Raw genomic sequence first — 25,182 nt, forward strand, 5'->3', positions numbered from 1 at the left:
GAGCCCTCGCCCGGCGATCGGCTATGAGGCGGCGATCCCGTACTGCAACCGGACGGTTACCCGCTCGGTCACCACGTCCACCCCGCCGAGAGCGTCGCGCACGTCGGCGGCGAACGCCGCGCGTTGCTCCGGGGGCGGCAGTTGCTCCGCGGACATGGCGGAGAAGACGCCGCCGACCATGTCGTCGACAGTGAGCGGCGCCTCGTACCGCACCGACGTCTCCTCGTACCGATAACCGGCCTGCACGAGCGCCTCCCGGTTGCGCCGACGCCCGTCCTCGTCGGTCTGGCATCTCCCCGTGACGGAGTGGCCGAGCATCCGTTCCAGGCACTCCCGCAGCGCGAGCGACCACTCGGTGTCCTGCATCCACAGGGGTTCGCCGTTGGTGACGACGGCGATGCCACCGCCGGAGCGCAACAACGGCCGGGCCGCCTCGAACAGGGCGTCGCGGTCCATGAAATGAATGGCGACGGCGACGGACAGCGCACCGACCGTTCGTCCGCCGAGCAGCCGGGACAACGCGGGCACGTCACTGTCACCGCCGAGCACCCACGTGGCATTGGTGGTGCCCCGCTCCACGGCGGTACGCCGGGCGATCGCCAGCATGTCCGGTTCCGGGTCCACGCCGATGACCGCACCCACCCGGTCGGCGAGCGGGAGGCTCAACTGACCGGTGCCGCAGCCGAGGTCGACCACCGTGTCGTCGCCGCCGAGACGGAAGGCTGCCGCCAGCGCGTCGACCACTTCGGGCGGATAACCGCGCCGATGCCGTGCGTAGTAGGTCGCTACCTCACCGCCGAAGCCCGTCGCCATGCCGGCAGCCTGCCCGCCGAAGCCGTCTCGAAGCCAGCGGTTCTGCTCAGGGCACGCTCCAAAACGCCCCGACCGCCGCGCCTGTCCCCCGTGCGAGCTACCCGCAAGTGTCCACCGCACGGTGACGATTCCCGGCCTGCGAATCCATAGCGTTTCCGGTGAACCGCGGCGTTCCGGCCGCGGACCTCTCGAAGGAAACGTCATGCGTGTGGTGAAGCAGTTCCTAGCCGTCGTCGCGGTCAGTGTCGTCGGCAGCCGCGCGGTCGTCGCGGCACAGGACAACGCCGTGCTCAGCCTGATCCTCGGCGTCGCGACCGCCGCGGCCGCGATCATCGTGTACGGGTGGGTGGTGCGCCGTACCGAACGGCGCGAGGTCACCGAGCTGGCCCGCGACGGCGCTGCCGCCCGGTTCAACCGCGGGGTGCTGATCGGGGTCGCCATGTTCGCGGCAGTCATCGCCGCCATCGCCCTCATGGGCGGCTACCACGTGCACGGCCTCGGGTCGGTGTCCGGCGCGGTGGGCCTGGTCGGGTTCATGGCCGCCGCCGCGGTGACCGAGGAACTGATGTTCCGCGGCCTGCTGTTCCGCCCGGTCGAGGAGCGGCCCGGCGGACGTGGGGCTGACGCCGCGCGAGCTGGAGGTTCTGCGGCTGATCGCCGACGGGCTGTCGAACAGCGAGATCGCGGCAAGGTTGGTGAGCAGTCAGGAGACGGTGAAGATGTACGTGTTGCGGATCCTGACGAAGCTGGACCTGCGGGACCGGGTGCAGGCGGTGGTGTACGCGTGCCGCACCGGCCTGGTCACCTGAGCATCGGATTCGTCGTCGCTTTCTCAACCCATCGGCTCGGTTGCCGACTACGACCGCGCCGATGAGCGCCGTTATCGGATTGCGTACTCGGCCTGTCGCAGAAGAAGCATCCGTAGCCGATACTTGGCAGCCCTCGCCGGCCTACCTCGAAGCGGACCAGCGTGCGAGAGCAGCGACCGCAGTCATCGCCGAGTTGCCCGCTGCCCGGCGCGGCTTCAGACCGCCGTCGTTGAGCACGTCGGACCGCGTCCGCGAAAGCTGCGTGCCTGGTACGCAGAACCACTCCAGGTTCAGGGCCGAGCAGGGAACCGGTCGCACTCCACACGATGTCGTCGATGACAGCGCTGGACTCGACGATCGGAGTGCAGGGACGAATGTTGACGCCGCGGCGCTTGGCCTCCATGGCTTCGGCCGAAAGGTAGCCGTCCGGGTCCGGCTCCACCCAGATCGTCACCGGTTCGGTGTCCACATCCTGTTCGGCGATCTCTTTCAGTGGCATGATCAACGGCCGCAGTCCCACCAGCGGTGCCCGGGGAAGCCAGAACTCGGCGGAACTGGCGCCCGTCAAGTCGTCGCGCATGACGCTCGTGATGTTCCCGGTTATCCGACGGGTGGCTGGACCATAGCTGAGCGCCTCCTCCCACGGCACTACCTGTCCTCGTTCAAGCAGCTTGACGAAAAAGCGCCGTACGGCGTCTTCGGTAGTGCGATGCCGGTGCAACCGGTCGAGGGCCGCGACCACGACAAGATGGTCACGGGCGCGGCTCGCCGCCACATTAAGCAGCCGAGCACCGTCGCCGCCCGCCTCGCCTTCGGTGAACCAGCGGTGCAGCGGACGGACGCCGATGCCGCTGTCGGCGGTGTCATACACCACGACGTCCCGCTCGCCGCCCTGGAAGCGATGCACGGTCGATGCGGCCCAATCCGCCGACTCCGCCGTTGGCAAGAGTGACTCCAACAGCCGAGCCTGCGCGGCGAACGGAGAAATCACGCCGAGAGTGTCCAACGCATTGCCCGGCGCGGTGAGGAGGCCGGCAGCGAGTTGCGCGTGCATCAGGTTGTATCGGGAGGACACGCCCTGCTTCCGTGCGGTCCGTGCACCGAGCCGCGACGTGTCGAGCACAACGAGTTCGCTGTCCGCCCAGTCCGCTCTGCTCTTCCGCGCTCGCGTGGAAATCATCTTGGCCGTTACGAGCCGGCTCTCGGGGTAGAACGCCTCGCTGACCACATGGTTGATGTCATGGCGCATCCGGTACTGCTCGGTCAACGCGGCGAGGCGTCCAGGGGGACGGCCCTTGGCAACCGCGGCCGCCACCCCCGCCTTCTCGAACGGGCTGCGTCGCAGCCACTCGCCTGCGCCCGGCGTGTCCGCCACGACAACCGGGGGCAATTGCCGAAAGTCGCCTGCGACGATCGTGTGGCCAGTGCCGGCGCCAGCCACGAGCATCGCGAGAGCAGACGAGGTCATACTTGCCTCATCGATGATCACGACGTCGAACGTAAGTTCGCGCAGCGTCCGCATCGCCACCTGATGCGCGGTAGCAGCGACGACCTCCGCCTCGCGACAGACTTGCCGACGGACGCAGTGCAGCGACGAGTCAAGCTCTCGGATCCGGGCGGTGGCTTCGGCCAGGTCTCGCTCCAACTCGAGTCGCAGTTCCTGCTCCGCGGCGGTAAGGCTCGAATGCCTCCGTTCCAGAACCTTGAGCCGTTGGCGCAGGTCACGGGACTGCTTTGCCTCACGGACCCGCAACTGGGCCAAAACCTCGCCGCGTTTCGCAGCAATCTCGTCGATCAGAATGTGCCCTTCACGCCGTCCGATGAGAGTGGGGTCGGAGGGCTGTCCGAGCCGGACGAGGCCTCCCCCGGCCAGCTCAGGTATCTCCTTGAGCACCGCGCATACCGAGACGTCAACAGCCGCGTTCGTGGGAGCGGTCAGAAGCACCCGGAAGCCCCGCACACAGAGCTCGGCGACGAGAGTACCGATCGTCGTGGTCTTTCCCGTTCCGGGCGGTCCCCAGAGCCAGGTGACGCCGGGGGTGAGGGCGAGTGCGACCGCACGCCGCTGGCCGTAGTTGAGATGGTCCGCGGAGAAGGCCGGAAGGTCATCAGGGGCGGTCTCCGAGTTCGGGGTGACCAGGGCCGCAGCGGCCTCGGCGTTGAACCCCGGTCCACCGTTGACCAGCTCACGTAGGCGTTTGCTCTGGGCCGAGAGCAGCCAGGACAGGTCACAACGAAGCACCGCCTTCTCCGCGGCCGCGGATCCGGGCGGGACCGAAAGCGTTACCACGTTCCCGAAGACCGACACCACCTCGACGTCGTACGGCGTGCCGTCAACGACCAGGGTCGCCTGTGCGCCATCGGAAACACCTAGATCGCCCTCGGCCTCGAATCGCATCAGCTTCCGAGATGTCGTCTCCGCGACCACGACGCCGCCGCTGACTGGTACGTCCTGCAAGGTCCGCCGGTCGGTGACCGCACGCAATTCCTCTTGCAGCGCTCTGGCGGCCTGCTCCGCGATGCCCGGCCATGCGGCGGGCACCGGGCCGGCAGGCGGGACCGGTTCCTCCATGGGGATGCCGATGGAGGAGGCGAGCTCCCGTACCTCGGCGGCGGCACGCCGGGCGGCGGGCAGTTCCGGCGTACGTGGCGTCGGCAGAGCCGTGTCGGCGATCGGGGCAGCCCAACCACGCGGGATCCAGACGTCCCCCTCCAGGTCCGCCAGCCCATGCGTGGCACAGGCGAGGTACAGGGCGCTGCTGTCGGTCCGCACACCTCCCTGCGCGAGTGCCGCGAGCAATGCTTCTTGCGACATCGGCCCCTGCAACAGAGCTTTTCGCACCGCGTGGATGAGCTTTCGTTCCGCACCGACTCTCAACATGCCCCCATAGCTTCTCGACCGGCCCTCACCTTTCGAGGCTCGCCGATCGCCGATCGCCGATCGCCGATCCAGGCTAAGGGCGTGGCCACCGCAAGTGGCTGGCCTAAGTGGACACATCGGCAATCTAGACCGGAGGTGCTCGTCGTCCATTGGTCTCTAACGTTCACCTCTTTGGCCGACGACGTTCGTGACGCAGACTGTCTCCGTCCAGCGGAGCGACACAAGCCCGGATCACTGACGCTCGCCCTTGATACCGGATCGGAATTCACCGGTGGCGAAAAGCGCAGTGACATCCCGGCCGCCGGGCAGCACTTCGGCGAGCTTGATTTGCGTGCCGACGCGCACCACCTCCGTGCCGGCCAGAAACGACTCCGGCATCCGCCAGGTGTGCCACTTTCGCAGAGGCACGGCGGCCTCCTTCTTCTGTCTCTTGAGCGCGGCTTCGGCGGCGATGACGTCGGCGTGGCGGGCCTCCAGCACCTGCACCAGTTCGGCACCGGCTAGGAGATGCTGCCGCACTCGCCGCGCTCCCCCCACTCCGAACTTCAGCAGCCCTCGATGCCGCACGAGGTAAAGGAGGTAGGGGGTTTCCCGCAGCGCGGCGAAGGACCGATCGCCCGGCTCCGGTGGGCATTGCGGGCAGGACCGCTCGCGGAGCCGCTGCCAGGATCCGCACTGGCGGTGGATGCCCCACCTGCCGTGGGACGAGGGTGCAGTCCGTTCCCCGTACCAGGGCAGCCCATGCACATCACTCGTCACATCGCTCCAGCCGTCAGGGGAACACCGGTCGAGTTCAACGCTGAGAGCGAGCGCGGCTTGGAACTCGGCGGCAACACGGACGGGAATCGTGTCCTCCGGCGTGAGGCCGGCGAACTGCCGTACCTGCTCTGCGAGATCCGGTTCATGTGGGACGCGAGCCAACAGGCGCTCACCGGCTAAGAGGGCGGAGCCAGTCGACCGCTCGTCCAGGCATATGTGACACCGGGTCTGCCAGCGAATGTGGCAGACCCGGCGGGTGCCACAGGTGCGGCATTGATAGACGTCCGCATTACTGGCCACCGGGAGCGCATGGAGGCGCTCCATCTGATCCGCCACCAGAGCCCAGCACTCACGGCAGTGGACATACCAGGCAACGTCTGGACCTCGCCCGCTCGATCCCGCCCGGCCGGTGACGGCCTCGCCGCAGTTGACACAGATTGCACGGGCCGGGCCATCACGCCGATTCCGGCGAACGGTGATTCGGCTCCGACGCTCTTGTCTTCGATCCCGCAACTCAGCTCCGCGTGACAGTCAGGAAGGCAGGTCCAGGCCGGGACAGCCGCGCCGAAGATGGCTGTCTCGATGCCGCATCCAGAGCACGACATCCAGCACCCGGATGGGGCTCACCTGCACGGGTAGTTCGGCCTGCTCGTGCAGTTCTCGGAGACGACGTGGCAGCAAGCTGTTCTCCTCGCGCAGCCGACCGTGCAGCCACTCCCAGAAGCGGGCTCCCGTGCCGAGTGCGCAGGCAACGACCGAGTCGTAGACCGGCACCAACTTGGGACGCTTTCTGGCGATCAGCTTTCCCGATGTAACTGGCCCTATTCCAGCCTGACGCAATACCCGCCATGCTTCGGCGGCGTGGCCTCCCGGCTCGATGAGCGGAAACGCCTCCTCGGCATCCAACTCGACGTCAACGGGAATCCTCGCCAGCTCGACCTCGAGTCGTCTGCCAAGTTGCCCGTCAAGCAGGTCGAGTATGTGCTGCGGGGGTACCCGCACACTGAGCAGTTGCACCGCGATGAGGTCCTCGACGGTGATGGAGTCGGCGGCTTCCGGGCGGTCGCCTCCCCCACCGAATGACTCGAACTGCCCACCGGTGTAGGCCGCACCGCCGATCCCCAGGAAGTAGCGTTTCAGATCAGAGAGCGATTGCGGTTCACTTAGCACCATCACCATCTGTGGCAGAGTGAGGGGCACGATGATTTTCTCCTAACCAATCCTGTGCCAGGCGGCGACAGACGGGCTCAAGGCTCAACCCTTCGGTGTGTACCGGTGGACGAAGTCTGTCCAGTCGATCGAGACGTTTCCTCCCCCAGCCGATGCAGGTGGTTCAGCAGCGCTTGGATCTCGGCCGCTGGTGCGGATCCTGAACCGTGGAGCGCGCTGATGTCGCGCCTCAGTCCCTCGAGTTGTTGCCGCGCCTCGGGTACGTCACCCAGGCCGGCGACAAGCATGGCGATCTGCTGCCGTAGGGAAAAGAGTTCCGGCGAGTCCGGCGGCATAACCTGCTGCTCCTCGTCGAGGAGCGCCTGCAGTTCTCGCAACGCCTCGGTCGCCTCGCCCAGCTCCGCCTGGCAGCTCGCCGCCTGCTGCCGGCACTGCCAGATCAGTTCCTCGTCCGGCACGGGACGCTTGGCGAGATCGATGACGAGCCGTTGGAACTCCGGAAGCGCCTGCCGGAACGCACCGGCCAGGACGTACAGGTTCGCCAGGTTGAGCCTCAGCTCCAGAATCCGCGGTTGCCTGGCCGCGTGCCCGCCGCTGATCGGCTGCAGCACCGATTCGAGCAGCTCGGCGGCCTGAGTGAACCGCTCTTCCTCGGCAAGTTCCCAGGCCCGCTCCTCCACCTCGGCGAGCTGGTCGAGCGACGGCGGCTCGACGATCTCTGCCGCTGCTCGTGGACGGACGATGTCGACGCGCGTCGGCGGCAGCGGGGAGCGGGGCGGCAGCGGCCCGAACGGATACCGGTACGGCATTGTCGGGTCGACCCGCTGCCCGTCCGCCACCGTCGGGGCGGCGTCGGCTGCCTTCTCGGCATCGACCGCTCCGAACGGCGCCAGCATCTCGTAGACCTCGACCGCCGACTCGGGCCGGTGCTGCGGGTCCTTGGCGAGCAGCCGTACGAGGAGGTGCACCAGGACGTCCGGCACACCCGCGCGGTGCTCCGAGACCGACGGGACGGGGTCGTTCAAGTGCCGGTGCAGCATGCCGAGCGGGTTGTCGGCCCGGTACGGCGGCTTGCCGGTAAGCAGCTCGAACAACACGCAGCCGAGTGCGTATAGGTCGGTGCGCGGGCCTACGGCACTGTTCAGCGCCTGCTCGGGAGCCATGTATGTGGGCGTGCCCAGCGTGTGGCCGGTGGCGGTCAGCCGGGGTACGTCCGGGCCAAGCAGGGCGGCCACCCCGAAGTCCAGGACCTTGACAGCGCCGCTGGGGGTCACCATGACGTTCTGCGGCTTCAGGTCACGGTGCACGAGTGAGGCGGCATGCGCCACCGCCAGTACCGAGCAGATCTGGGTGCCGATGGCGGCCGCCCATGGAACGGCGAGCCAACCGCGCTCGGCGATCAGGTCGGACAGGAGCACACCCGGAACGAGCTGCATGACGATGTAGAGGTCATCGTCGTGGTGGCCGACGTCGTGCACGCTCGGCACTCCGGGGTGGTCCAGGCGGGCGGTCACCCGGGCCTCGCGGATGAACCGGTCGACGGCGGTGTCGCGGTCGCCGTCGGGCACGGCGAGCTTGCGCAGGAACTTGATGGCGACGGGCCGGTCCAGCTTCTCGTCGAAGCCCGCCCACACCTCCCCCATGCCGCCGTGACCGATCGGATACGTCAGCTCGTATCGATCCGCTACTCGTTCCTGCGCCTGCATCCGTCTCCCCCGGCAGCCCTGTCGGATGACACCGACGACTCGTCGGCTAGTACCGCGCGCCATAGATGTCGAGCAACTCCTGGTAAGCCTCTCGGACCGCATCGTCCGCACCGGGATCGTGTGCCGCGTTCTCGGCAGCCACGGCGGCGAGTTCGAGGGCGTTGCGCACCCGGGCCAGCTCCGCCTCCGTTTCGTCCCACAGCGTTGTCACGCGCTGCCGCTGTTCGGTCAGCGCCTTCCCCACACTGCTCGTCGAATCCCCTGCCGGGCCGGGCTGCCGGCGCCCCATCTGAGTACGCAACTGCTGCCGGCGGCTGAGCACGTCGCTCGCCTCCCAGAGCGCCTGCGCCAGGATCTGCCCGCCCTCCGCGGCGTCCATCACAGGGTCCACCTCGGGCAGCGCCCGTCCGGCTCGCTCCGCCAGCTCCACCAGGTCGAGGAAGTCTTCCCGGTCCTCGGCAGCGGTCAGGGTGTGGTGCAGGGCCGGAAAGGCCGCCTGGTCGGGCGCCTCGATCTGAGGTGGCGGCTTCGTCGCCGTGATGCCGGCGAGCCCGAGGCACAGCAGGAGTGCGACCAGAAACAGAATGACCAGCAGTGGCGCGCCCGCGGAGCAGAGCACGACGGAAATGAGCACCGCGACGGTGCAGAGCACGACGACGCCAGGAAGCTTGGACGGCTCCGGAGCGGTCGGAACCGCACGCAGGTCGGTGATGCTGCCCCACTCGTGCCGACGTGGCGAGCGGGTCACTTTCAGCGGGGTGAGCGCGGTCATGACCCGGGACTCGTCCACCGCGATCCAGAGGTGGAAGGTGGGCTCGGACGGGGACAACCGTCCTCCTCTCGGCAAGTCGCGGTTAGGCGATGCCCTTGCGGCGGCGGATCATCTGGTACGCCTGCCGGCGTGCGAACTGGTTGAGCTGCGACCGCAGGCTCTCGTCGTCGAGGTAGCGCTGCATCAGCTTGCCGTTGTCGTCGTGGCGGGACAGGATCACGTCCTCGATCCGCTTGTCGCAGACGACTCCGAAGTTGCTCTCGTCGTTGACGAGCGCTGCGGCTTCCAGCGTGCCGTCCTCGGCCAGCGCGACGATCTGCTGCTCGACCCAGACCTTGTCCGCCTCGCCCAGGCCGATGCCGAACCGGTCGTTGAACGCGTCGATCAGATCCGAGAGTGCGACCTTCTCCGGGTCGTGTTGCGAGCCGACGCCACCGCCGACGAAGCCGGGCAGCATCTGTTCCCCCTCGGGGGTCAGCGAGGCGTCGTGCTCACCGGTCTTGCTGACCCGCAGGTGGGTCAGCTGCACCTCGCCGATGTCCACCGACGGATCCTGCCGCCGCGGAAGCCGGTTGAGCAGCGCGCGCCCGTACAGGTAGAGCCGCTCCAGGTCCTCGTCGTGGTATGGCACCACCTGGCTGAGGAACGCGTACATCCGGGTGTAGTCGCGCAGCGCGGACCGGAAGCCGTCCGCGGCCTCCGGGTCGTCGGCGGCCAGGGCGTTGAAGCGCTGGACGGCCGGCTCGGTGAAGCGGTAGAGGGCGGCGTGGGCCCGCTGGAGACCGGTCTCCGTGGTCGCCTTCCGCTCCGCCTCCAGCAGCGCCTCGGCGTACGCCTGCATCTCCGAGTCGACGAGGACCGGGTAGCCAGTGACCGTGTTCTGCGCGGTGTAGAGCAGGTTCGGGTCGGTGGGCGTGGTGGCGGCGGTTTCGAAGTACGGCTTGAACTGCTCGGCGATGTCGCCGGCCTCGTTGACGAAGTCCAGGACGAACACGTCGCCCTGCGTCTTGAGCGGGTGGGTGCGGTTGAGCCGGGACAGGGTCTGCACCGCGGCGACGTTCTTAAGCAGCTTGTCGACGTACATCGTGGTGAGCAGCGGCTGGTCGAAGCCGGTCTGATACTTCTCGGCCACGACCAGGATCTTGTACTCGGTGTTCTGCTTGGCCTTCGGCGTGCCGGCGTGCTTGTCGTCGGCTGCGGTGTAGCCGAACTTGCCGGGTAGCTCGCCCTCGCCGAACCCGTTGATCCGCGCCTCGGTGTGCTCGACACCGTCGACCTCCAGGTCACCGGAGAACGCCACGAGGGAGTCGCAGCCGACGTAGCCCTGCATCTCGACGTACTTCTTGATGGCGGTGTGCAGACGGACGGCGGCCTCGCGGGAGCCGGTGACCACCATGGCCTTGGCGCGCCCGCCGAGGCGCGGCGCGGTGTGTTTGCGGAAGTGCTCGACGATGATCTCCGCCTTCTGGGCCTGCATGGTGGGGTGCAGGCTGGCGAAGCGGGCGAGCTGGGCGCCGGCCTTCTTCGGATCGACCTCCGGGTCGTCGGGGTTGGCGTTGGCCAGCTTCCAGTACGACTTGTAGGTCAGGTAGTTCCGCAGCACGTCGAGGATAAACCCCTCGTCGATGGCCTGCCGCATCGAGTACGTGTGAAACGGCTGTGGATTGCCGGTGACCGGGTGCGGCGTGCCGAACAGTTCGAGCGTCTTCGGCTTCGGGGTGGCGGTGAACGCGAAGTACGACAACGTCTCGTGCCGGCCCCGGGCCAGCGCCGACGCCGTGAGCAGGTCACCGGATTCGTCGACGTCGTCGCTGCCGAGTTTGAGCAGCACCTTCTTCAGCGCGGCGGCCGAGTCGCCGGACTGCGACGAATGTGCCTCGTCGACGATAACCGCGAACCGCTTGCCCTTGAGGCCCTGCACCTGGTTGAGCACGTAGGGGAACTTCTGCATCGTGGTGATGACGACCTTGGCCGTCTCACCCTGAAGGGCGGCGGCGAGTTGTGCGGAGTCCTTGTCGATCCGCTGCACCACGCCGGGCACGTGCTCGAACTGGAAGACGGTGTCCTGCAACTGCCGGTCGAGGACGACCCGGTCGGTGATGATGATGACCTTGTCGAAGACCGGCTCGTTGGGACGCAGGCCGTCCCTGGTGATGTCGGGCGCGGTGTGCAGGCTAGAGAGCCGGTGCGCCAGCCAGGCGATGGTGTTCGACTTGCCCGACCCGGCCGAGTGCATGACCAGGTAATTGTGACCCGAACCGTGGCGAGCCGCGTGGTCGGTGAGCTGGGTGACCGCGTGCCACTGGTGGTAACGCGGGAAGATCAGCGCCTTGGATTCCTTGTCGTAGTGCAGGAACCGCCGGACCAGATCCATGAACACGTCGGGGTGCCAGATCTGCTCCCACAGGTAGGAGCTGCGGTAACCCTTGTCCGTGGCCGGCGGGTTACCTGCCCCACCGGACACGCCGGGCCCGTTCGACCCGGTGTTGAACGGCAGGAACCGGGTCTTCTCCCCCGCAAGCTTCGTCGTGACGAAGACCAGGTCGGGGTCGACCGCGAAGTGCACGAGGGTACGCCGGGCGAAGATCAGTTCCTTCGGATCGCGAGTCTTGCGGTACTGCTCCTTGGCGTCCTCGACGGTCTGGCCGGTGAGGGGGTTCTTCAGCTCGGCGGTGGCGAGCGGGATGCCGTTGACGAACAGGACCAGGTCGAGGGTGTTGTTGTTGCTGGTCGAGTACGCGAGCTGGCGGGTGACGGTGAGGCGGTTGGCGCGGTAGAGCTTGAGCGCGTCGTCGGTGATGGCGTGGGCGGGCTTGAAGTAGGCGAGGCGGATCAGGACGCCCTTGTCCTTGACGCCACGGCGGAGGACGTCCAGGGGGCCGCGCTCATCGATCTGCTTGGCGAGGTGTTGGGCGAAGTGCAGCTGCGCCTCATTCGGGTCATTCCCGTGGTACGCGCGCAGCTTCTCCCACTCGTCCGGCTGCGTCCCCCCGATGAACGCGAACAGCTCTCCGGTGTCTAGCCCCACTTGCCGATTGTAATTGCTAGCCGCGCCGCGCCTCCAACACGAACCGGCCAACTGCGCCCCAATGGCCACCTCGAACGACTGCTCCTGATGAGCCGGATTCATGCGTCCGCCCTCTCTGCAGTCGCAACATCGATCTGCCCGGTCACTGCGGCGGTAATTAGGGTCCGACGACGCTCTTCTGCGAGAGCGAAAGAGCGCTCCACGGCGACACGAAGAGGCCGGGCAGAGCTAATCCATTCCCCAACCTCCTCCTGCCACCGAAGGGGAACGTCAGGAATTGGAATTCGACCAAAGAGGTCCCAGTTGCGAAAATCAACCGCACGCTCCCGGGTGCTGGTGGCAAACAATCCGAGATATCCAGATACCGCAAGAACTCGAAGCATCCTTCCCAGAAAAAGAGCGTTTCCTCCTCTGCAAGGTATGCAGACGTGATAGACCAGGCTGCAATTTCCGGCCGATTCGGATGTGCCAATTGCGCCCGCAAATCCATCTAGACCATGGATTACCACGTCACCTAATTCGACATACTGGCCCTGCGCTTCAGCATGAGACGACAGAGTATAACCGTCAGCACGTCGCTTCGATCGGGCCGTCACCTGCCCATCCCGAAAAGCGGTTATTACTTCGCTGGCTGGCAGTGCGGGTCGAGCCAGCTTTGACAACAACCTACGGACAGGCAAAACAGGAATAGCTGAGTCTGAGTTGCCAACAAGCCGACTAGCCCCAATGCACTCAAGGATGCGGCTATTAATCTTTTCCTCAAACAGAGAGAGCAACCTGAGCTTCTTCGATACCAAGGCGCCGATCTTTCGAGTTTCAGCATCAAGGAAGTCGGCGATACGCCGCTGCTCTGCAGGACCCGGGATTGGCCACACCTCCGCCAAGAAGGCCTTGCCGTCTAGGTTCTGAAGGCCGGTGGTTTGCTTGATAGAGCGTTGATTCAGACCCGCAGCGTGGGCCGCCGCAAATACATAGCCAAGGTACCGAGAATCGGTTCCGACGCTCGGCGTGACCCTGGTGCAGAAGTTGGAGCAGACGGCAGGTGCAGCCAAGTCAAACTTGACAGCCAAGCCGACCGGCTGCGTCTCGCCGCCACCCGATTTTTCCCAGACGAGATCACCGGGACTTAGGCGATGCTTCCGGAGCGCCCGGGGATCCACCCGACGCAAAGGCAACTTTTCCGGGCGCACTGTTAGCGATTCTCGATCGAAATCGGCTGCACGCACACAATGCACGTCCCGCCCGTCGCCTAAGGGGTCGTCTCCCCATACGCCATTTGCGGTACCGCCAACAAGGTCCTTAATGCGGCCCATCCGCCAACCGACTGGCATAGCCCCAAATGGGATGGCCGTTGTCACCGAGCCACCTTACCGAGCAGAGTCTGAATCTCAGCCCCCAGCGCCTTTATTTCGGCATCGATCTCAGTCAGCGACCTTGGCGGGGAATATACGTAAAAGTGCCGATTAACAGGAAGTTCGTACCCGATCTTGGTCTTACTTTCGTCGATCCAGACGTCGGGGACATGTGGCAGCACCTCGCGGTTGAAGTAGGCGTGAATGTCCTCGTCGAGCGGCACGTTCTCGGTGTCGCGCAGATCCGGGTCGGGCAGTGGTTTACCCTTGCGGTCGGTCTGCACCTCGCCCTCCGGGTCGCTGACCGAGAACGCCTCCCACACCGCCTTCTCCACCGCCGCCGGCAGCTTCCCCAGCCCATTTAGCTTCATCGCGAACTCCGCCCGTATCGCGGACGACGTACCGATCAGCGACTTCGCCGCCGCCAGCAGCGACTCGCGCTCCGCGTACTTGAGGACCGCCTTCGTCTCCGCGAGCAGCGCAACCGTCTCCTCGGTGACCTCGAAGCGCAGCCGCAGCGGGCGCTCGACGGTGATCCGCTGGTAGCCGAAGTCGGTGGTCTTGAAGACCTTCACCTTGGCGTGCTGCGGGTGCTCCGGGTCGTCCGCGATGGCCAGCGCGTTCACGTACGCCCGGGTCAGGTCGGCGATGTGCTCGTCGGTGAGCATCTTGCGCTTGTCGCCGAGGCTCTTGCGCATCTTCGTCCAGTAGTCGCGGCCGTCGAGCAGCACGACCTTGCGCGCGCGGGCCGGCTCCTTGCGGTTGGTGAGGATCCAGAAGTAGGTGGAGATGCCCGTGTTGTAGAAGAGCTGGTCCGGCAGGGCGACGATACCTTCGAGGAGGTCGTTCTCCAGGATCCAGCGGCGGATCTCCGACTCTCCCGAACCCGCGGCGCCGGTGAACAACGGCGAGCCGTTGAAGACGATCGCCAGGCGGCTGCCGCCGTCCTCGGGGCGCTTCATCTTCGAGATCATATGCTGGAGGAAGAGCAGCGAGCCGTCGTTGATCCGGGGCAGTCCGGCGCCGAATCGGCCGGCGTGGCCGCGGGCCGCCTCGTCCTTGACGAACTTCTCGACCTTCTTCCACTCGACCCCGAACGGCGGGTTGGCGAGCATGTAGTCGAAGCGCTCGCCCTCGTGGCCGTCCTGGTTGAACGAATTCCCGAAGGCGATCTTCGTCGGGTCGCCGCCCTTGAGCATCATGTCGGAGCGGCAGATCGCGTACGTCTCGCCGTTGAGCTCCTGCCCGTACACCTCGACGGTGGCGTGCGGGTTGTGGGCCTGGATGTGCTCCTGAGCCTCGGTGAGCATGCCGCCGGTGCCGCAGGCCGGGTCGTAGATCTTCCGGACGATGCCGGGGGTGACGAGGTCGTCCTCGTCGGGAGCCAGCAGCAGGTTGACCATCAGCCGGATGACCTCGCGCGGGGTGAAGTGCTCACCGGCGGTCTCGTTGCTGATTTCCGAGAAGCGGCGGATCAGCTCCTCGAAGACGTAGCCCATCTGGTGGTTGGACACCACGTCCGGGTGCAGGTCGATGTCGGCGAACTTAGCGACCACCTGGTAGAGCAGGCCGGCCTCGGCGAGGCGGCTGATTTGGGCGTCGAAGCCGTACTTGTCCAGCACATCGACCGCGCCCGGCGAGAACCCGCCGATGTAGGCGCGCAGGTTGAGCGCGACGTGGTCCTGGTCGCCGAGCAGCTTGCGGAAGGACATCTCACTGGTGTTGTAGAACGACAGCCCGGCTGCCCTCCGCAGCACCGGGTCCATGTTCTGCACGCCGGCGTCCTTGAGCTGCTGGTGCCGGGCGAGCACCGCGTCCTTCGTCGGCTCCAGCACGCAGTCCAGCCGTCGCAGCACTGTCAACGGGAGGATCACTCGTCCGTACTCGGACTGCTTGTAGTCGCCGCGGAGCAGGTCGGCCACGGACCAGATGAAGTTGGCCAACTCTTGGTGCTTGGTGCTCACCAGTTTCCTTTCGATTGCCTTAAGACAAGCAGTATCACTGCCGTCCTGCATCGTTGTAGTCGCCCACTCGGCCGAAACGATCAACCGAGCGTCAGCGTGTCGTCTCAGGCGGAGGATGCACGGCGGGCCACCGGCCCGCAGGCTTCCGCATCTGTCACCGAAGCGCCGCCCCCGCGTCGGATATCTGACGGAAGGAATGTCCGCCGGGGAATCACGTTGGCCCGTCCGCAGGGCAAACCGCGCCACGGGCCAGCCCGTCGGCGGTGAGCTGCACCAGCTCCGCCCCGAGCGTCGCCGCCTGCCGCAGTGCCGACTCGAAGGCGTGCAACCGTCGGAACGCCTCCCCGTACCGCTCTTGTTCCTCCCGCGACACCCGCCGCACCTGCGCCCGCCGCACGTCGAACCGCAGCGTTCCCGAGAGACTCGACGCCTGCCGCTCATTCGTCGACGTCCGAAGTTGGCCCGCAAGGAACCACGAATCCAGCGCCGCCGGATTCGGCCGCAGCAGGTACAGGTTGCGCCCCAACAAGGCACCTTCCGCCGTCACCACCCGGGCGGTGAGCTGCCGCGCGATCATCGGCACCACCACGTCCCCGGCGGCCAGCACGATCTCCTGCCCGAGCCGCCCGTCGTCGCGGCCCGAGGGCTCGCCACCGCCGAGCACGTCCGGCACGGTCAGCACTGGCCTCCCGTCACCGGCCGGCCCACCGTCTTCGCCGGAGGCAGCGCCTCGGATCGGCCCGAGGAGCTGCAACGCGCCGGCCCGGACCAGCTCGCCGACCGTGAGGAACTCCCCCTGGCCCTCGTCGGCTACGCGCGTGACCTGCGGCATCAGCGTCGGCAGGTCGGCGACGACGGCGGCGAGGCGCTCGCGTGTGCGTACCAGATGTTCGCCTGTCGCCTCGCCCACGACGGCGGGCTGGCGACGTGCGGGGGTGAGGTCGATCTCCTCGTCGAGCAGTTCGATGACCGGGACGGCGCGGGCGTAGCCGGGCTCGTCGATCTCGCCGTCGTTGGCGAAGAACCGCCAGGTGTCGAGGATGCGGGTGTGGTCGCCCGTGGCGGCGTCGATGAGCAGCGTCCGCGCCGGTGGGGGCGCGTCGGCCGGTGGGCGGCGCAGCACCCACAGGTGCAGGGGTACGCCGTGCGGCGCGGCCGCCCCCGGCGGCAGCGCGATGACGGCGCGCAGCACGCCGCGGCGCAGCAGCTCGGCGCGGATGCGGCGGCCGGGTCGTCGGCCGGCCACGGCGGGCGGCATCAGGAGTACGGCATGGCCGCCCGGCCGCAGGTGGGCGAGCGCGTGCTGGACCCAGGCCAGCTCCGGTTCGGTACGTGGGGTGGTGCCGACGATCCAGCGGGGGTCGTGGCCGAGTTCCTCGTCGCCCCAGTTGCTGGCACCGAAGGGCGGGTGGCAGACGACCGCGTCGAATGTGCGTCCGGAGTAGTCGTCGGCGCGGAGCGAGTCGCCGGTGGTCACCTCGCCCGGTACGTCGCGCAACGCCAGCCACAGCCCGGCCAGCCGGGCGAGGTCACTGTCGATTTCCTGCCCGTACGCGGAGGTGCAGCCGGCGCGGACGGCGGCGCGCAGGGTGGCGCCGGTGCCGGCGGCGGGGTCGAGGACGGAGCCGCCGGCGACGGCGGCGAGCCCGGCCATCAGGTCGGCCACGTCGTCGGGGGTGGCGTGCGGGCGAGCCGGTCCGGGGGCGGAGAAGCGTTGCCAGAGCGCGTCGAAGGCGCCCTGTGGGCCGAGTTCGTCGGCGAGCGCGTCGATGTCCGGTGCCAGCGCCTTGAGCTGCGGGTCCGCGGGACGGGCAGGGCGTTGGCCGCGTTGCCGGGCGAGCAGCCGGGCGCCGACGGCGGCGAGCCCGGCAGCCGGTGACGTGCCGGCCGAGGCGAGGTGCCGCCAGAGCCGGTCGGCGGTGGCGAGTTCCGGAAGCTTGCCCTGGGCGTGCAGCCAGCGCTCGACCTGGGCGAGGTCGAACTCGGGGCTGGTGGCGCTGCCGCCGACGGGTTCGGGGAAGTCGCCGTGCCGTTTGCGCCAGTTGCTGACGGCGGCCCGGCCGACACCGGCTAGCCGGGCGATCTCCGCTGCGGTGATTGTCGGTGTCTCCTGCACGTTCGGAGTGTGTCACACCTGTCAAGCATCATGCTTGTTGACAGCGTTCACAGATGATGCTCTTATTGACGCCGCCACGTTCACAGCAGGAGGAAAACGATGCGCAAGACCACCACGCTCGCCCTGATCGCCGGCGCCCTCGTCGCCCTGGGCTGCGGTGCCGGCACCACCGACGACGCCACCGGCAGCAAGGCCGATTCCGGCACCGAGGCGGCCGCAGGCGACACCGACGGCGGCAAGGCGGACGCCGGTAAGAGCGACGACAAGCCGAAGACCGCGAAGATCGGCCAGCCGGCCCGCGACGGCAAGTTCGAGTTCACCGTCAAGTCGGCCAAGTGCGGCGTCAGCAAGGTCGGCTCGTCGGCGTTCGGCACCAAGGCGCAGGGTCAGTTCTGCCTGGTCACGCTCAACGTGAAGAACATCGGCAAGGAGGCGCAGATGTTCGACGGCAGCAGCCAGAAGGCGTACGCCGCCAACGGCACCGAGTACTCCGCCGACGGCTCGGCCGCCCTCTACGCCAACAAGAACGCCGAGACGTTCCTCAACGACATCAACCCCGGCAACCAGGTCACCGGCGTGGTCGTCTTCGACATCCCGAAGGACGTCAAGCTCGCCAAGCTCGAGCTGCACGACTCGCCGTTCTCCGGCGGCGTGACCGTCTCCCTGAGCTGACCTGACCAGCGCCGGCCGGGGCGGGATCCGCGAACCCCGCCCCCCGGCGCTACTCCGCCGCACGACCGCCAGCACGAGTCTCTACGCGAGGAGATCGACATGCGCAGTGCGAACAACCCGGACGAGTCACCACTGGCCGACCAGCCGCCGCCCGGCACCTACCTGACGACTGTCTACCGGCTCACCGTTCCGGCCACCGACGACGGCATCCATGCCGCGCTCAACCTGGACTACCTGCGGCGGCACGGCTTCGAACCCACCCCGCACCGGGTCCTCGACACACCGGCGCTACTGGTGCACGGCAGCGCGCCACGCGACCGGGCCGAATGGTGCGGTGTCCTGTCCGGCCTGGTCGGCAGTGACGTGACAATCGGCTACAGCAGCGGCGGCGGCGCCCTGCTGCTGGCGGTGGACGATCGGGCGTACGCCCTGACCTTCGGCACCCTGGGCCGGTTCATGATCGAGCCGGAGAAGGTGGACCCGACGTTCGGTGTCTCCTTCGCCGTGCGGACGCTTCAGCCCGACGGCATCCGCCAGGTTCGCCGTCGGGTGGTGGGTGCCAGCGGCCGGGTGGACCGCAGCATGGTTCCGGGTGGCCAGCCCATCTGGAGGTACGGCATCGACAAGTGGGGGGAGATCGTCGGCCAGGTGTGCGGCCGCGTCGACAACCCGAACCTGACGGCGTGCCAGGGTGCGCGCGCTGCGGTGAAGGTCGAAGGCAGCGACGCCCTGCGCATCCCTCTCGGCGTCACCCCCGAGCGGCTGCTCGCCGACCTGCGGGAGATCGACCGGGTCTGCCGGCTGGAGTCGCCGCTCGCCGACCTGGAGTTCATCGAGCAGATCCGGCCTCTGCGCTCCAACGACCCCCGGCAAGCGGCGCTGACCGAGGTTCTCGACCGGCGGCTGGGCCTGCCCGACCCTCCGGATCTCGGCGTGGCGGTGCCGGGCAGCCTGGTGGCCGACGTCGAGCACGTCGGTTCGTACCGGGTTCGCGTGCCCCGCTCCGGGCGACGCCCGATCCTGACCACGGATCTGGACCTGGGGACCATCCTGTCGCACACCACCCGTGCCCTGGACGGTGACCGGTGGACCGGGCTGCGCAACGGCACGCTGACGCTCTACGCCGACGCCGCCGGTGCCGAGGAGATGACATCGACGCCGGTGTCCCGGTGGATCACCGCCGAGGTCGCCGTCGGCGGCAGTCACATGCTGCTGCACGAGGGTCAGTGGTACGAGATCGGCGACCGCCACCGCGAGTTCCTGCGTCAGGAGGTGGCTCGCATCCTGAACCGGCCGCCCACCGTGGTGTTGCCGCCGTGGACGAAGGAGCTGGTGAACGAGGACTGCTACAACCGCGAGGTCGCCGAGAAGCACCCAGGGCTGGTGCTGCTGGACAAGAAGCTCCTCCGCACCGGGCAGCACCCGCGAGGCATCGAGGCGTGCGACCTGCTCGGGCCGAACGGTGAGCTGATCCACGTCAAGCGGGCGTCGGGCAGCTCGCCGCTCAGTCACCTCTTCGCCCAGGGCGTCACGTCGTTCGACGCGCTGCGCTACGACGCCGAGGCGCGGAGCCGCCTGCGCGACCTGGTACGCGCGCAGCCGGGCGGGCGGGACCTGCCCGAGGACTTCCGCCCGCGCACCGTGGTCTACGCCATCGCTCTGAGCGGCGGCCGCGCCGTCACCGTGGACTCGCTGTTCACCTTCGCCCAGGTCGCGCTCTACCAGGCGGTGAAGACGCTGCGCACGGAGGGCGTCGATGTCGAGGTCGTCGCCATCCCGCCCGCCTGACCGGCACCGCTTCCGGACCCGACCGACGCACCGCGCGCCTGCCTGCCGCCGCGCGATCGACAACCCAGGAGGAACGATGCGACCCGACGAGTTCCGCCACGCCCTGAGCCTGCTCCCCGCTCCCCTGCACACTCACGCCCTCCTGCTGGGCCGGTGTGCCTTCCACACCGCGTGCCCGGCGTGCCAGCGCGTCGGCGACGCTGTCACGCTCGCGCTCACCGCGGCCCACTACGGCCGGGTCGCCGCGGCCGGGCACCTCCTCGACAACGCCGTCCGGCTCGCCGAGGAACACGGCACCATCCGTCCACCGCAACCCGATCCGTCACCCGGCCACGGCCTGCCCGTCCCGTGGACGGCGGTGCCCGCGCCGGTCGTCGCCGCAGCCGGCGTCAAGCGGCGGCGCCGCACCGGTGGCATCGGGTACGCGTCCGGACGGTGGACCCGCCGGATCACCAGTCGCGGGCCCAGTCCGGCGGCGGTACGACGGCGAGCTGCGGCTCCCCGCTGATCGGCTCCAGCGCGTGCACGATCCGCAAATCCCCGTCGGCGGCGGCGTCGGGGTCGGTCAGCACCCGGCCGCTGCTGCCGTCGGCGCTGACCAGCACCCACCGGTCGGGGTGGATGCCGCCGTCGTCGACGAGCGCCCGTACGCCGACCGCGCGGGCGAGGGCCACCGCGAGGTCATGTTCGCGCAGGCCCGTGGCGGCGGCCAGTTCAGTGTCGCCGGTGAGGATCCAGCCGAAGCCCTCGTCCCCGTCGGGCGGGGTGAGCATCACCACCGTCCGCCGGCAGGTCGGCGTCGAAGTGGATCCGGTACCGCACCCTCTGCCCCTCTCCCAGCCCACTGCGTAACCCGTCACAGTGCTTGCCCCGGCGGCCCGCCGGGGCGTTGGCTGTCGGGTATGGCCCGCATCGCGTACCACGACGCCGACGCCGAGGCGTTCGCCGCTACCCGGCACCTCACCGACGACGGTCTCACGGCCTGGCGTGCCGCCGTCGCCCGGCACCTCTCCCCGCGTCCGGGCATGCGACTGCTCGACCTGGGCGCCGGGACCGGCACCTGGGCACGGGCGTTCACCACCTGGTTCCCCGCCCTCGACGTCGTGGCCGTCGAGCCGTCGGCGGCGATGCGCGCCCGCTGCGTGTTCGCGCCGCTCGTCGCGGGCGACGCCGGGCACCTCCCGCTGGCCGACGGCAGCGTCGACGGCGCCTGGCTGTCCACAGTCGTCCACCACGTGCCCGACCTGGCCACCGCTGCGCGCGAGCTGCGCCGGGTGCTGCGGCCCGGCGCCCCGGTGCTCATCCGGTCCGCGTTCGCCGGACGGCACGCGGCGATCACGCTGTTCGACTACTTCCCCGAGGCGGTCCGCGTGCTGGACACGTACCCGAGCATCGCCGACGTCGAGGCCGCGTTCGCCGCCGCCGGCTTCGCCACCGCGGCGGTCGAGGCGGTTCCGCAGGTCACCGCGCCGTCGCTGCGGGCGGCGGCGGCCGGCCTGCGCCGGGAGGCGCACACGCCGCTTCAGCTCATCACCGATGCGGAGTACGCCGCCGGCGTCCGGCGGCTGCGCAAGGCGGCACGCGTGGACACCGGACCGGTGGTCGACGCGCTGGACCTGCTGGTGCTGCGCTGATCGACGGTGGCTCATCCGGCCGGGCCGAGCAGGGGGCAGCCCGCACACCCCGGCGCGTTTAGGGTGAGTCGATGGACCTTCGTCGGTGGACGGTCGTAGGTGCGCCGTCGAGCGCCGGTGCGCACACGCCGGGTGTCGAGCGCGCCCCGGCCGCTTTGCGCGCGGCCGGCCTGCTCGACCTGCTGGGCACGGACGTCGAGGACAGCGGTGACGTGCCCGGCGTCCGGTGGCGGCCGGATCCGGCGTACCCCAGGGGTCAGAACGCGGGCGCGGTGGCCGCCGTCGCCTCGGCGGTGGCCGACCGGGTCGCGGCGGCGCTGCGCCGGGGGCGCGCGCCGCTGGTGCTCGGCGGCGACTGCACCGTGACGGTCGGTCTGGTCGCCGGTTGCGCGCGGGCCGGGCTGTCGCCCGCGCTGGTGTACGTGGACGGCGGCCCGGATCTCTACACGCCGGTGACGCGCGCGAACGGCAACCTGGACGCGATGGGGCTGGCGCACATGCTGGGCCTGCCGGGGACGGTGCCCGAGGTGGCGGGTGTCGGGCCGGCGGTGCCGTTGCTGTCGCCGGAGCGGGTGGTGGTGTACGGCGACTCGCTGCCTCCGGGTGACCACGAGCGCGATCTGGTGGCGGAGCTGGGGCTGACGTACGTGCCGGCCGAGGAGGTGCACGCCGACGCGCGGGCGGCGGCGCGCCGGGCCCGGTCGGTGGCCGAGGGTGCGGCCGACGGGTTCGTGGTGCACTTCGACGTGGACGTGCTGCGTTTCGTGGACGCGCCGCTGGCGGACGTGCCGGAGCCGTTCGGGCTCAGCCTCGGCGATGCGGCGGCGACGCTGGCGGAGCTGGTGGCGAGCCCGCGGTTCGCCGGGTTGTCGGTCACCGAGATCAACCCGGACCATCTGCCCGACGACGAGCTGCTCCCCCGGTTCGTCGAGGTGCTCGCCGGGGCGCTGACCGGGCGCTAGACGGCGTCCGCGAGGTGCAGCGGCAGCACCTTCGCGGCGCTCACCGCCAGGTCGCGGTCGAGCACCTGGTCGCGGGGCACGAACACCATCGCCTGTCCCTCGCCGAGCACCACGTCCTCCTGCCGGGCGTCGGTGCTGCCGCGGAATACGTACACGGTGACGGTGTGCGGAAATCCCTCCTCGTGCGGGCGGGGTCCGCTCCACAGCAGGTGCAGCTCCCCGGCGGTCAGGCCGGTCTCCTCGCGTAGCTCGCGCCGGGCGGCCTGCTCCGGTGTCTCGCCGGGTTCGATGCTGCCGCCGGGCAGGCTCCACTGGTACGGCGAGACAGGCGCGTTGCCGTCGCGGTGCTGCATGAGGATCGCGCCGGTCGGGTCGACGAGCAGGACGAGGGCGACGTCGTAGCTGGCCACGATCCGAGCATGCCACGCGCCACTCAACTTTCGTCCGCGCGCGACGAAAGTTCTTCCAGAGTCAATGAAAGCTATAGACATATCGACATGGCTTTTGTAGCGTCGGCCGCAGGCGTTGACGTTTCGCCCCCACTCCTCCCACCTCCCGGCATGGCGTTCCGCCGCGCCCGCACCAGCTTGCGAAGGAGAACCCTGCCCGACCCGTCCCCAGCAAGGAGAGGCAGTTGACCAGACGATTCGCGCTCGCCGTGGCCACTATGACCGCCACGGCCCTCGTCGCCACCCCCACCGTCGCCACCGCCGCGCCGGGCACCGCCGCCCCGCCGCCGGACAGCGACTTCCAGAAGGTCACCCTCAACGACACCCCCGGTGAGCCGATGGACCTGGCGGTGCTGCCCGACCGCCGCGTACTGCACGTGACCCGCGCCGGCCAGGTCTGGCTGCACAACCCCGCGACCGGCCGCAACACGATCGCCGCAACGCTCGACGTCTACCGGCACGACGAGGAGGGCCTGCAGAACGTCGCCGTCGACCCGAACTTCGGCCGGGGCGGCAACAACTGGGTCTACCTCTACTACTCGCCGCCGGGGACCACGCCCGTCGACGACCCGGCCACGCCCGGCGTCAACGAGGGCGACGCGCCCGGTTGGGGCACCGCCGAGGACTTCGCACCGTTCCAGGGCGTCCTGCGGCTGTCCCGGTTCCGGCTGGTCAAGGACACGCTGGACCTGCGCACCGAGCAGAAGATCCTCGACGTGCCGGTGGACCGGGGCATCTGCTGCCACGTGGGTGGCGACATCGTCTTCGACGCCAAGGGCAACCTCTACCTGTCCACAGGCGACGACACCAATCCGTTCGAGTCCGGCGGCTTCACGCCGATCGACGAGCGGCCCGGCCGCAACCCGGCGTACGACGCGCAGCGCACCTCGGCAAACACCAACGACCTGCGCGGCAAGATCCTGCGGATCCGGGTGGGACTGAACGGGTCGTACACGGTCCCGGACGGCAACCTGTTCCGCCGGGGCACGCCGGGCACCCGCCCGGAGATCTACCTGATGGGCCTGCGCAACCCGTTCCGGATCGAGCTGAACCGGGCCACCGGTGAGCTGTACGTGGCGGACTACTCGCCCGACGCGCGCGCGGCCGACCCCAACCGTGGACCGTCCGGGCACGGCAAGTGGCTCGCTACCCGCAAGCCCGGCAACTACGGCTGGCCGTACTGCGCCACCGACGCGCTGCCCTACGTCGACTACGACTTCGCCACCGGGCAGTCCGGTACGCCGTTCGACTGCGCCGCGCCGGTGAACGACTCGCCGCACAACACCGGGCTGCGCAAGCTACCGCCGGTGCAGAAGCCGCAGGTGGCGTACACCTATGGCGTCTCGCCGCAGTTCCCGGAACTCGGCGACGGCGGCATCGGCCCGATGGCCGGCCCGGCGTACGACTTCGACATCCGCACAACCCGGGGCCGTACCGCGGTGGCCTGGCCGTCGTACTACGACGGGCTGCCGCTGTTCCACGAGTGGACCCGCGACTACGTCAAGGCGTTCCGGCAGGACGCGCGGGGCGCGGTGACCGGGATCGAGCCGGTGCTGCCCTCGGTGGTCTTCGACAACCCGATGGACCTGGAGTTCGGCCCGGACGGCGCGCTCTACGTGCTGGAGTACGGTGACGGTTACTTCAGTGAGAACCCGGACGCGCAACTCGCCCGGATCGACCACATCGGATTCACCGGCAACCACACGCCGGTGCCGCAGGCGTCGGCTACGCCCACCGCCGGGGTGACCCCGCTGACCGTCGCGTTCTCCAGTGCCGGCACGACCGACGCCGACGGCGACGCGTTGCGCTACGAGTGGTACCTGGACGACGACGACCGGGTGGACTCCCGCTCCCCGAACCCGACGTTCACCTACCGGGAGAACGGCATCTACCGGGCCACGCTGAAGGTGACCGACCGGGCCGGACGGTCCGCGTCCACCGAGGTACGGGTCGTGGTCGGCAACGCCACCCCGGTGGTGGAGCTGGTGAACCCGGTCGAGGGGCAGCCGTTCTCGTTCGGTGACACGGTGACCTTCGAGGTCCGGGTGACCGACGACCAGCCGGTCGACTGCGCCCGGGTCACAGTCACCTACATCCTCGGCCACGACAGCCACGGCCACCCGCAGACCACCGCGAGCGGCTGCACCGGCTCGATCACCACCACCGTCCCGGAGGGCCACGACCCGGAGACCGACAACCTCACCGGCGTCTTCGTCGCCAGCTACACCGACAGCGGCAGCGACGGCCTGCCCGCGCTGACCGGCACCGACCAGGTCGTCCTGGTCCCGTCCGCCCGACCTTGAGGAA

19 protein-coding genes and 1 pseudogene are annotated in these 25,182 nt (G+C 68.8%); 8 read left to right on the forward strand and 12 right to left on the reverse strand.

What is annotated here, in order from left to right:
* Nucleotides 1-21: 21 nt before the first annotated feature.
* Nucleotides 22-813: a class I SAM-dependent methyltransferase gene (locus O7607_RS27455; protein ID WP_269706333.1), complete on the reverse strand. Its 792-nt coding sequence runs from the start codon at nt 811-813 to the stop codon at nt 22-24.
* Nucleotides 814-1,300: 487 nt separating this feature from the next.
* Between O7607_RS27455 and O7607_RS27465 the strand changes: the two are divergent.
* Nucleotides 1,301-1,622 (forward strand): annotated as a pseudogene (locus O7607_RS27465) (helix-turn-helix domain-containing protein); the annotation flags it as partial.
* On the opposite strand, the gene O7607_RS27470 reads toward O7607_RS27465, so the two are convergent.
* Together O7607_RS27470 and O7607_RS27475 are read right to left on the reverse strand one after the other, a co-directional pair.
* Nucleotides 1,615-4,503: an AAA domain-containing protein gene (locus O7607_RS27470; protein ID WP_269706335.1), complete on the reverse strand. Its 2,889-nt coding sequence runs from the start codon at nt 4,501-4,503 to the stop codon at nt 1,615-1,617. The pseudogene O7607_RS27465 and the gene O7607_RS27470 overlap by 8 nt on opposite strands.
* Nucleotides 4,504-4,734: 231 nt before the next feature.
* A complete protein-coding gene (locus O7607_RS27475; RefSeq protein ID WP_269706336.1) occupies nt 4,735-5,022 on the reverse strand; it encodes a hypothetical protein in 288 nt (95 codons plus the stop codon).
* A gap of 222 nt (nt 5,023-5,244) precedes the next feature.
* Between O7607_RS27475 and O7607_RS27480 the strand changes: the two genes are divergently transcribed.
* Nucleotides 5,245-5,442, forward strand: coding sequence for a hypothetical protein (locus O7607_RS27480; protein WP_269706338.1), 198 nt, complete (start codon nt 5,245-5,247; stop codon nt 5,440-5,442).
* A gap of 351 nt (nt 5,443-5,793) precedes the next feature.
* Here O7607_RS27480 and O7607_RS27485 read toward each other — a convergent pair whose 3' ends face one another.
* The 7 genes from O7607_RS27485 to O7607_RS27515 all read right to left on the reverse strand — a co-directional run bounded on the left by O7607_RS27485 (nt 5,794) and on the right by O7607_RS27515 (nt 17,370).
* The gene (locus tag O7607_RS27485; protein WP_269706340.1) at nt 5,794-6,441 is read right to left on the reverse strand and encodes a DUF6308 family protein; all 648 of its coding nucleotides are present in this window, start codon (nt 6,439-6,441) and stop codon (nt 5,794-5,796) included.
* A gap of 68 nt (nt 6,442-6,509) precedes the next feature.
* The gene (locus O7607_RS27490; RefSeq protein ID WP_269706342.1) at nt 6,510-8,240 is read right to left on the reverse strand and encodes a serine/threonine-protein kinase; all 1,731 of its coding nucleotides are present in this window, start codon (nt 8,238-8,240) and stop codon (nt 6,510-6,512) included.
* Nucleotides 8,185-8,967, reverse strand: coding sequence for a hypothetical protein (locus tag O7607_RS27495; protein ID WP_269706344.1), 783 nt, complete (start codon nt 8,965-8,967; stop codon nt 8,185-8,187). Before O7607_RS27495 ends, O7607_RS27490 begins: the two co-directional genes overlap by 56 nt.
* A gap of 25 nt (nt 8,968-8,992) precedes the next feature.
* Nucleotides 8,993-11,938: a type I restriction endonuclease subunit R gene (locus tag O7607_RS27500; protein WP_269706345.1), complete on the reverse strand. Its 2,946-nt coding sequence runs from the start codon at nt 11,936-11,938 to the stop codon at nt 8,993-8,995.
* 98 nt (nt 11,939-12,036) lie between these two features.
* Nucleotides 12,037-13,296, reverse strand: a complete 1,260-nt coding sequence (locus O7607_RS27505; protein ID WP_269706346.1) for a restriction endonuclease subunit S — start codon at nt 13,294-13,296, stop codon at nt 12,037-12,039.
* A complete protein-coding gene (locus O7607_RS27510) occupies nt 13,293-15,254 on the reverse strand; it encodes a type I restriction-modification system subunit M (RefSeq protein ID WP_269706347.1) in 1,962 nt (653 codons plus the stop codon). Before O7607_RS27510 ends, O7607_RS27505 begins: the two co-directional genes overlap by 4 nt.
* A 211-nt stretch (nt 15,255-15,465) precedes the next feature.
* Nucleotides 15,466-17,370 (reverse strand): N-6 DNA methylase, encoded by a 1,905-nt coding sequence (locus O7607_RS27515; protein WP_269706348.1) that lies wholly within the window; start codon nt 17,368-17,370, stop codon nt 15,466-15,468.
* 99 nt (nt 17,371-17,469) lie between these two features.
* On the opposite strand from O7607_RS27515, the gene O7607_RS27520 reads away from it, so the two are divergent.
* From O7607_RS27520 to O7607_RS27530, 3 genes are all read left to right on the forward strand, one after another.
* Nucleotides 17,470-18,042 (forward strand): DUF4352 domain-containing protein, encoded by a 573-nt coding sequence (locus O7607_RS27520; RefSeq protein WP_269706349.1) that lies wholly within the window; start codon nt 17,470-17,472, stop codon nt 18,040-18,042.
* A 99-nt stretch (nt 18,043-18,141) separates the two neighbouring features.
* Nucleotides 18,142-19,830 carry a DUF6119 family protein gene (locus tag O7607_RS27525; protein ID WP_269706350.1) on the forward strand — a complete coding sequence of 563 codons (1,689 nt, stop codon included), beginning with the start codon at nt 18,142-18,144 and terminating at the stop codon, nt 19,828-19,830.
* 76 nt (nt 19,831-19,906) lie between these two features.
* Nucleotides 19,907-20,338 carry a hypothetical protein gene (locus O7607_RS27530; protein WP_269706351.1) on the forward strand — a complete coding sequence of 144 codons (432 nt, stop codon included), beginning with the start codon at nt 19,907-19,909 and terminating at the stop codon, nt 20,336-20,338.
* Here O7607_RS27530 and O7607_RS27535 read toward each other — a convergent pair.
* A complete protein-coding gene (locus O7607_RS27535; RefSeq protein WP_269706352.1) occupies nt 20,280-20,603 on the reverse strand; it encodes a hypothetical protein in 324 nt (107 codons plus the stop codon). The two genes, O7607_RS27530 and O7607_RS27535, sit on opposite strands and share 59 nt — an antisense overlap.
* Before the next feature lie 129 nt (nt 20,604-20,732).
* Here O7607_RS27535 and O7607_RS27540 point away from each other — a divergent pair, with 129 nt between their 5' ends.
* On the forward strand, nt 20,733-21,464 hold the full coding sequence (locus O7607_RS27540; RefSeq protein WP_269706353.1) for a class I SAM-dependent methyltransferase: 732 nt from the start codon (nt 20,733-20,735) through the stop codon (nt 21,462-21,464).
* Nucleotides 21,465-21,535: 71 nt separating this feature from the next.
* Nucleotides 21,536-22,426: an arginase family protein gene (locus O7607_RS27545; protein ID WP_269706355.1), complete on the forward strand. Its 891-nt coding sequence runs from the start codon at nt 21,536-21,538 to the stop codon at nt 22,424-22,426.
* Here the strand turns inward: O7607_RS27545 and O7607_RS27550 are convergent.
* Nucleotides 22,423-22,836 carry an NUDIX hydrolase gene (locus O7607_RS27550; RefSeq protein WP_269706356.1) on the reverse strand — a complete coding sequence of 138 codons (414 nt, stop codon included), beginning with the start codon at nt 22,834-22,836 and terminating at the stop codon, nt 22,423-22,425. The two genes, O7607_RS27545 and O7607_RS27550, sit on opposite strands and share 4 nt — an antisense overlap.
* 224 nt (nt 22,837-23,060) lie before the next feature.
* Here O7607_RS27550 and O7607_RS27555 point away from each other — a divergent pair, with 224 nt between their 5' ends.
* A complete protein-coding gene (locus O7607_RS27555; protein ID WP_269706357.1) occupies nt 23,061-25,178 on the forward strand; it encodes a PQQ-dependent sugar dehydrogenase in 2,118 nt (705 codons plus the stop codon).
* Nucleotides 25,179-25,182: the final 4 nt, after the last annotated feature.

This window comes from Micromonospora sp. WMMA1949 (assembly GCF_027460145.1).
In the GTDB taxonomy this organism is placed as follows: domain Bacteria; phylum Actinomycetota; class Actinomycetes; order Mycobacteriales; family Micromonosporaceae; genus Micromonospora.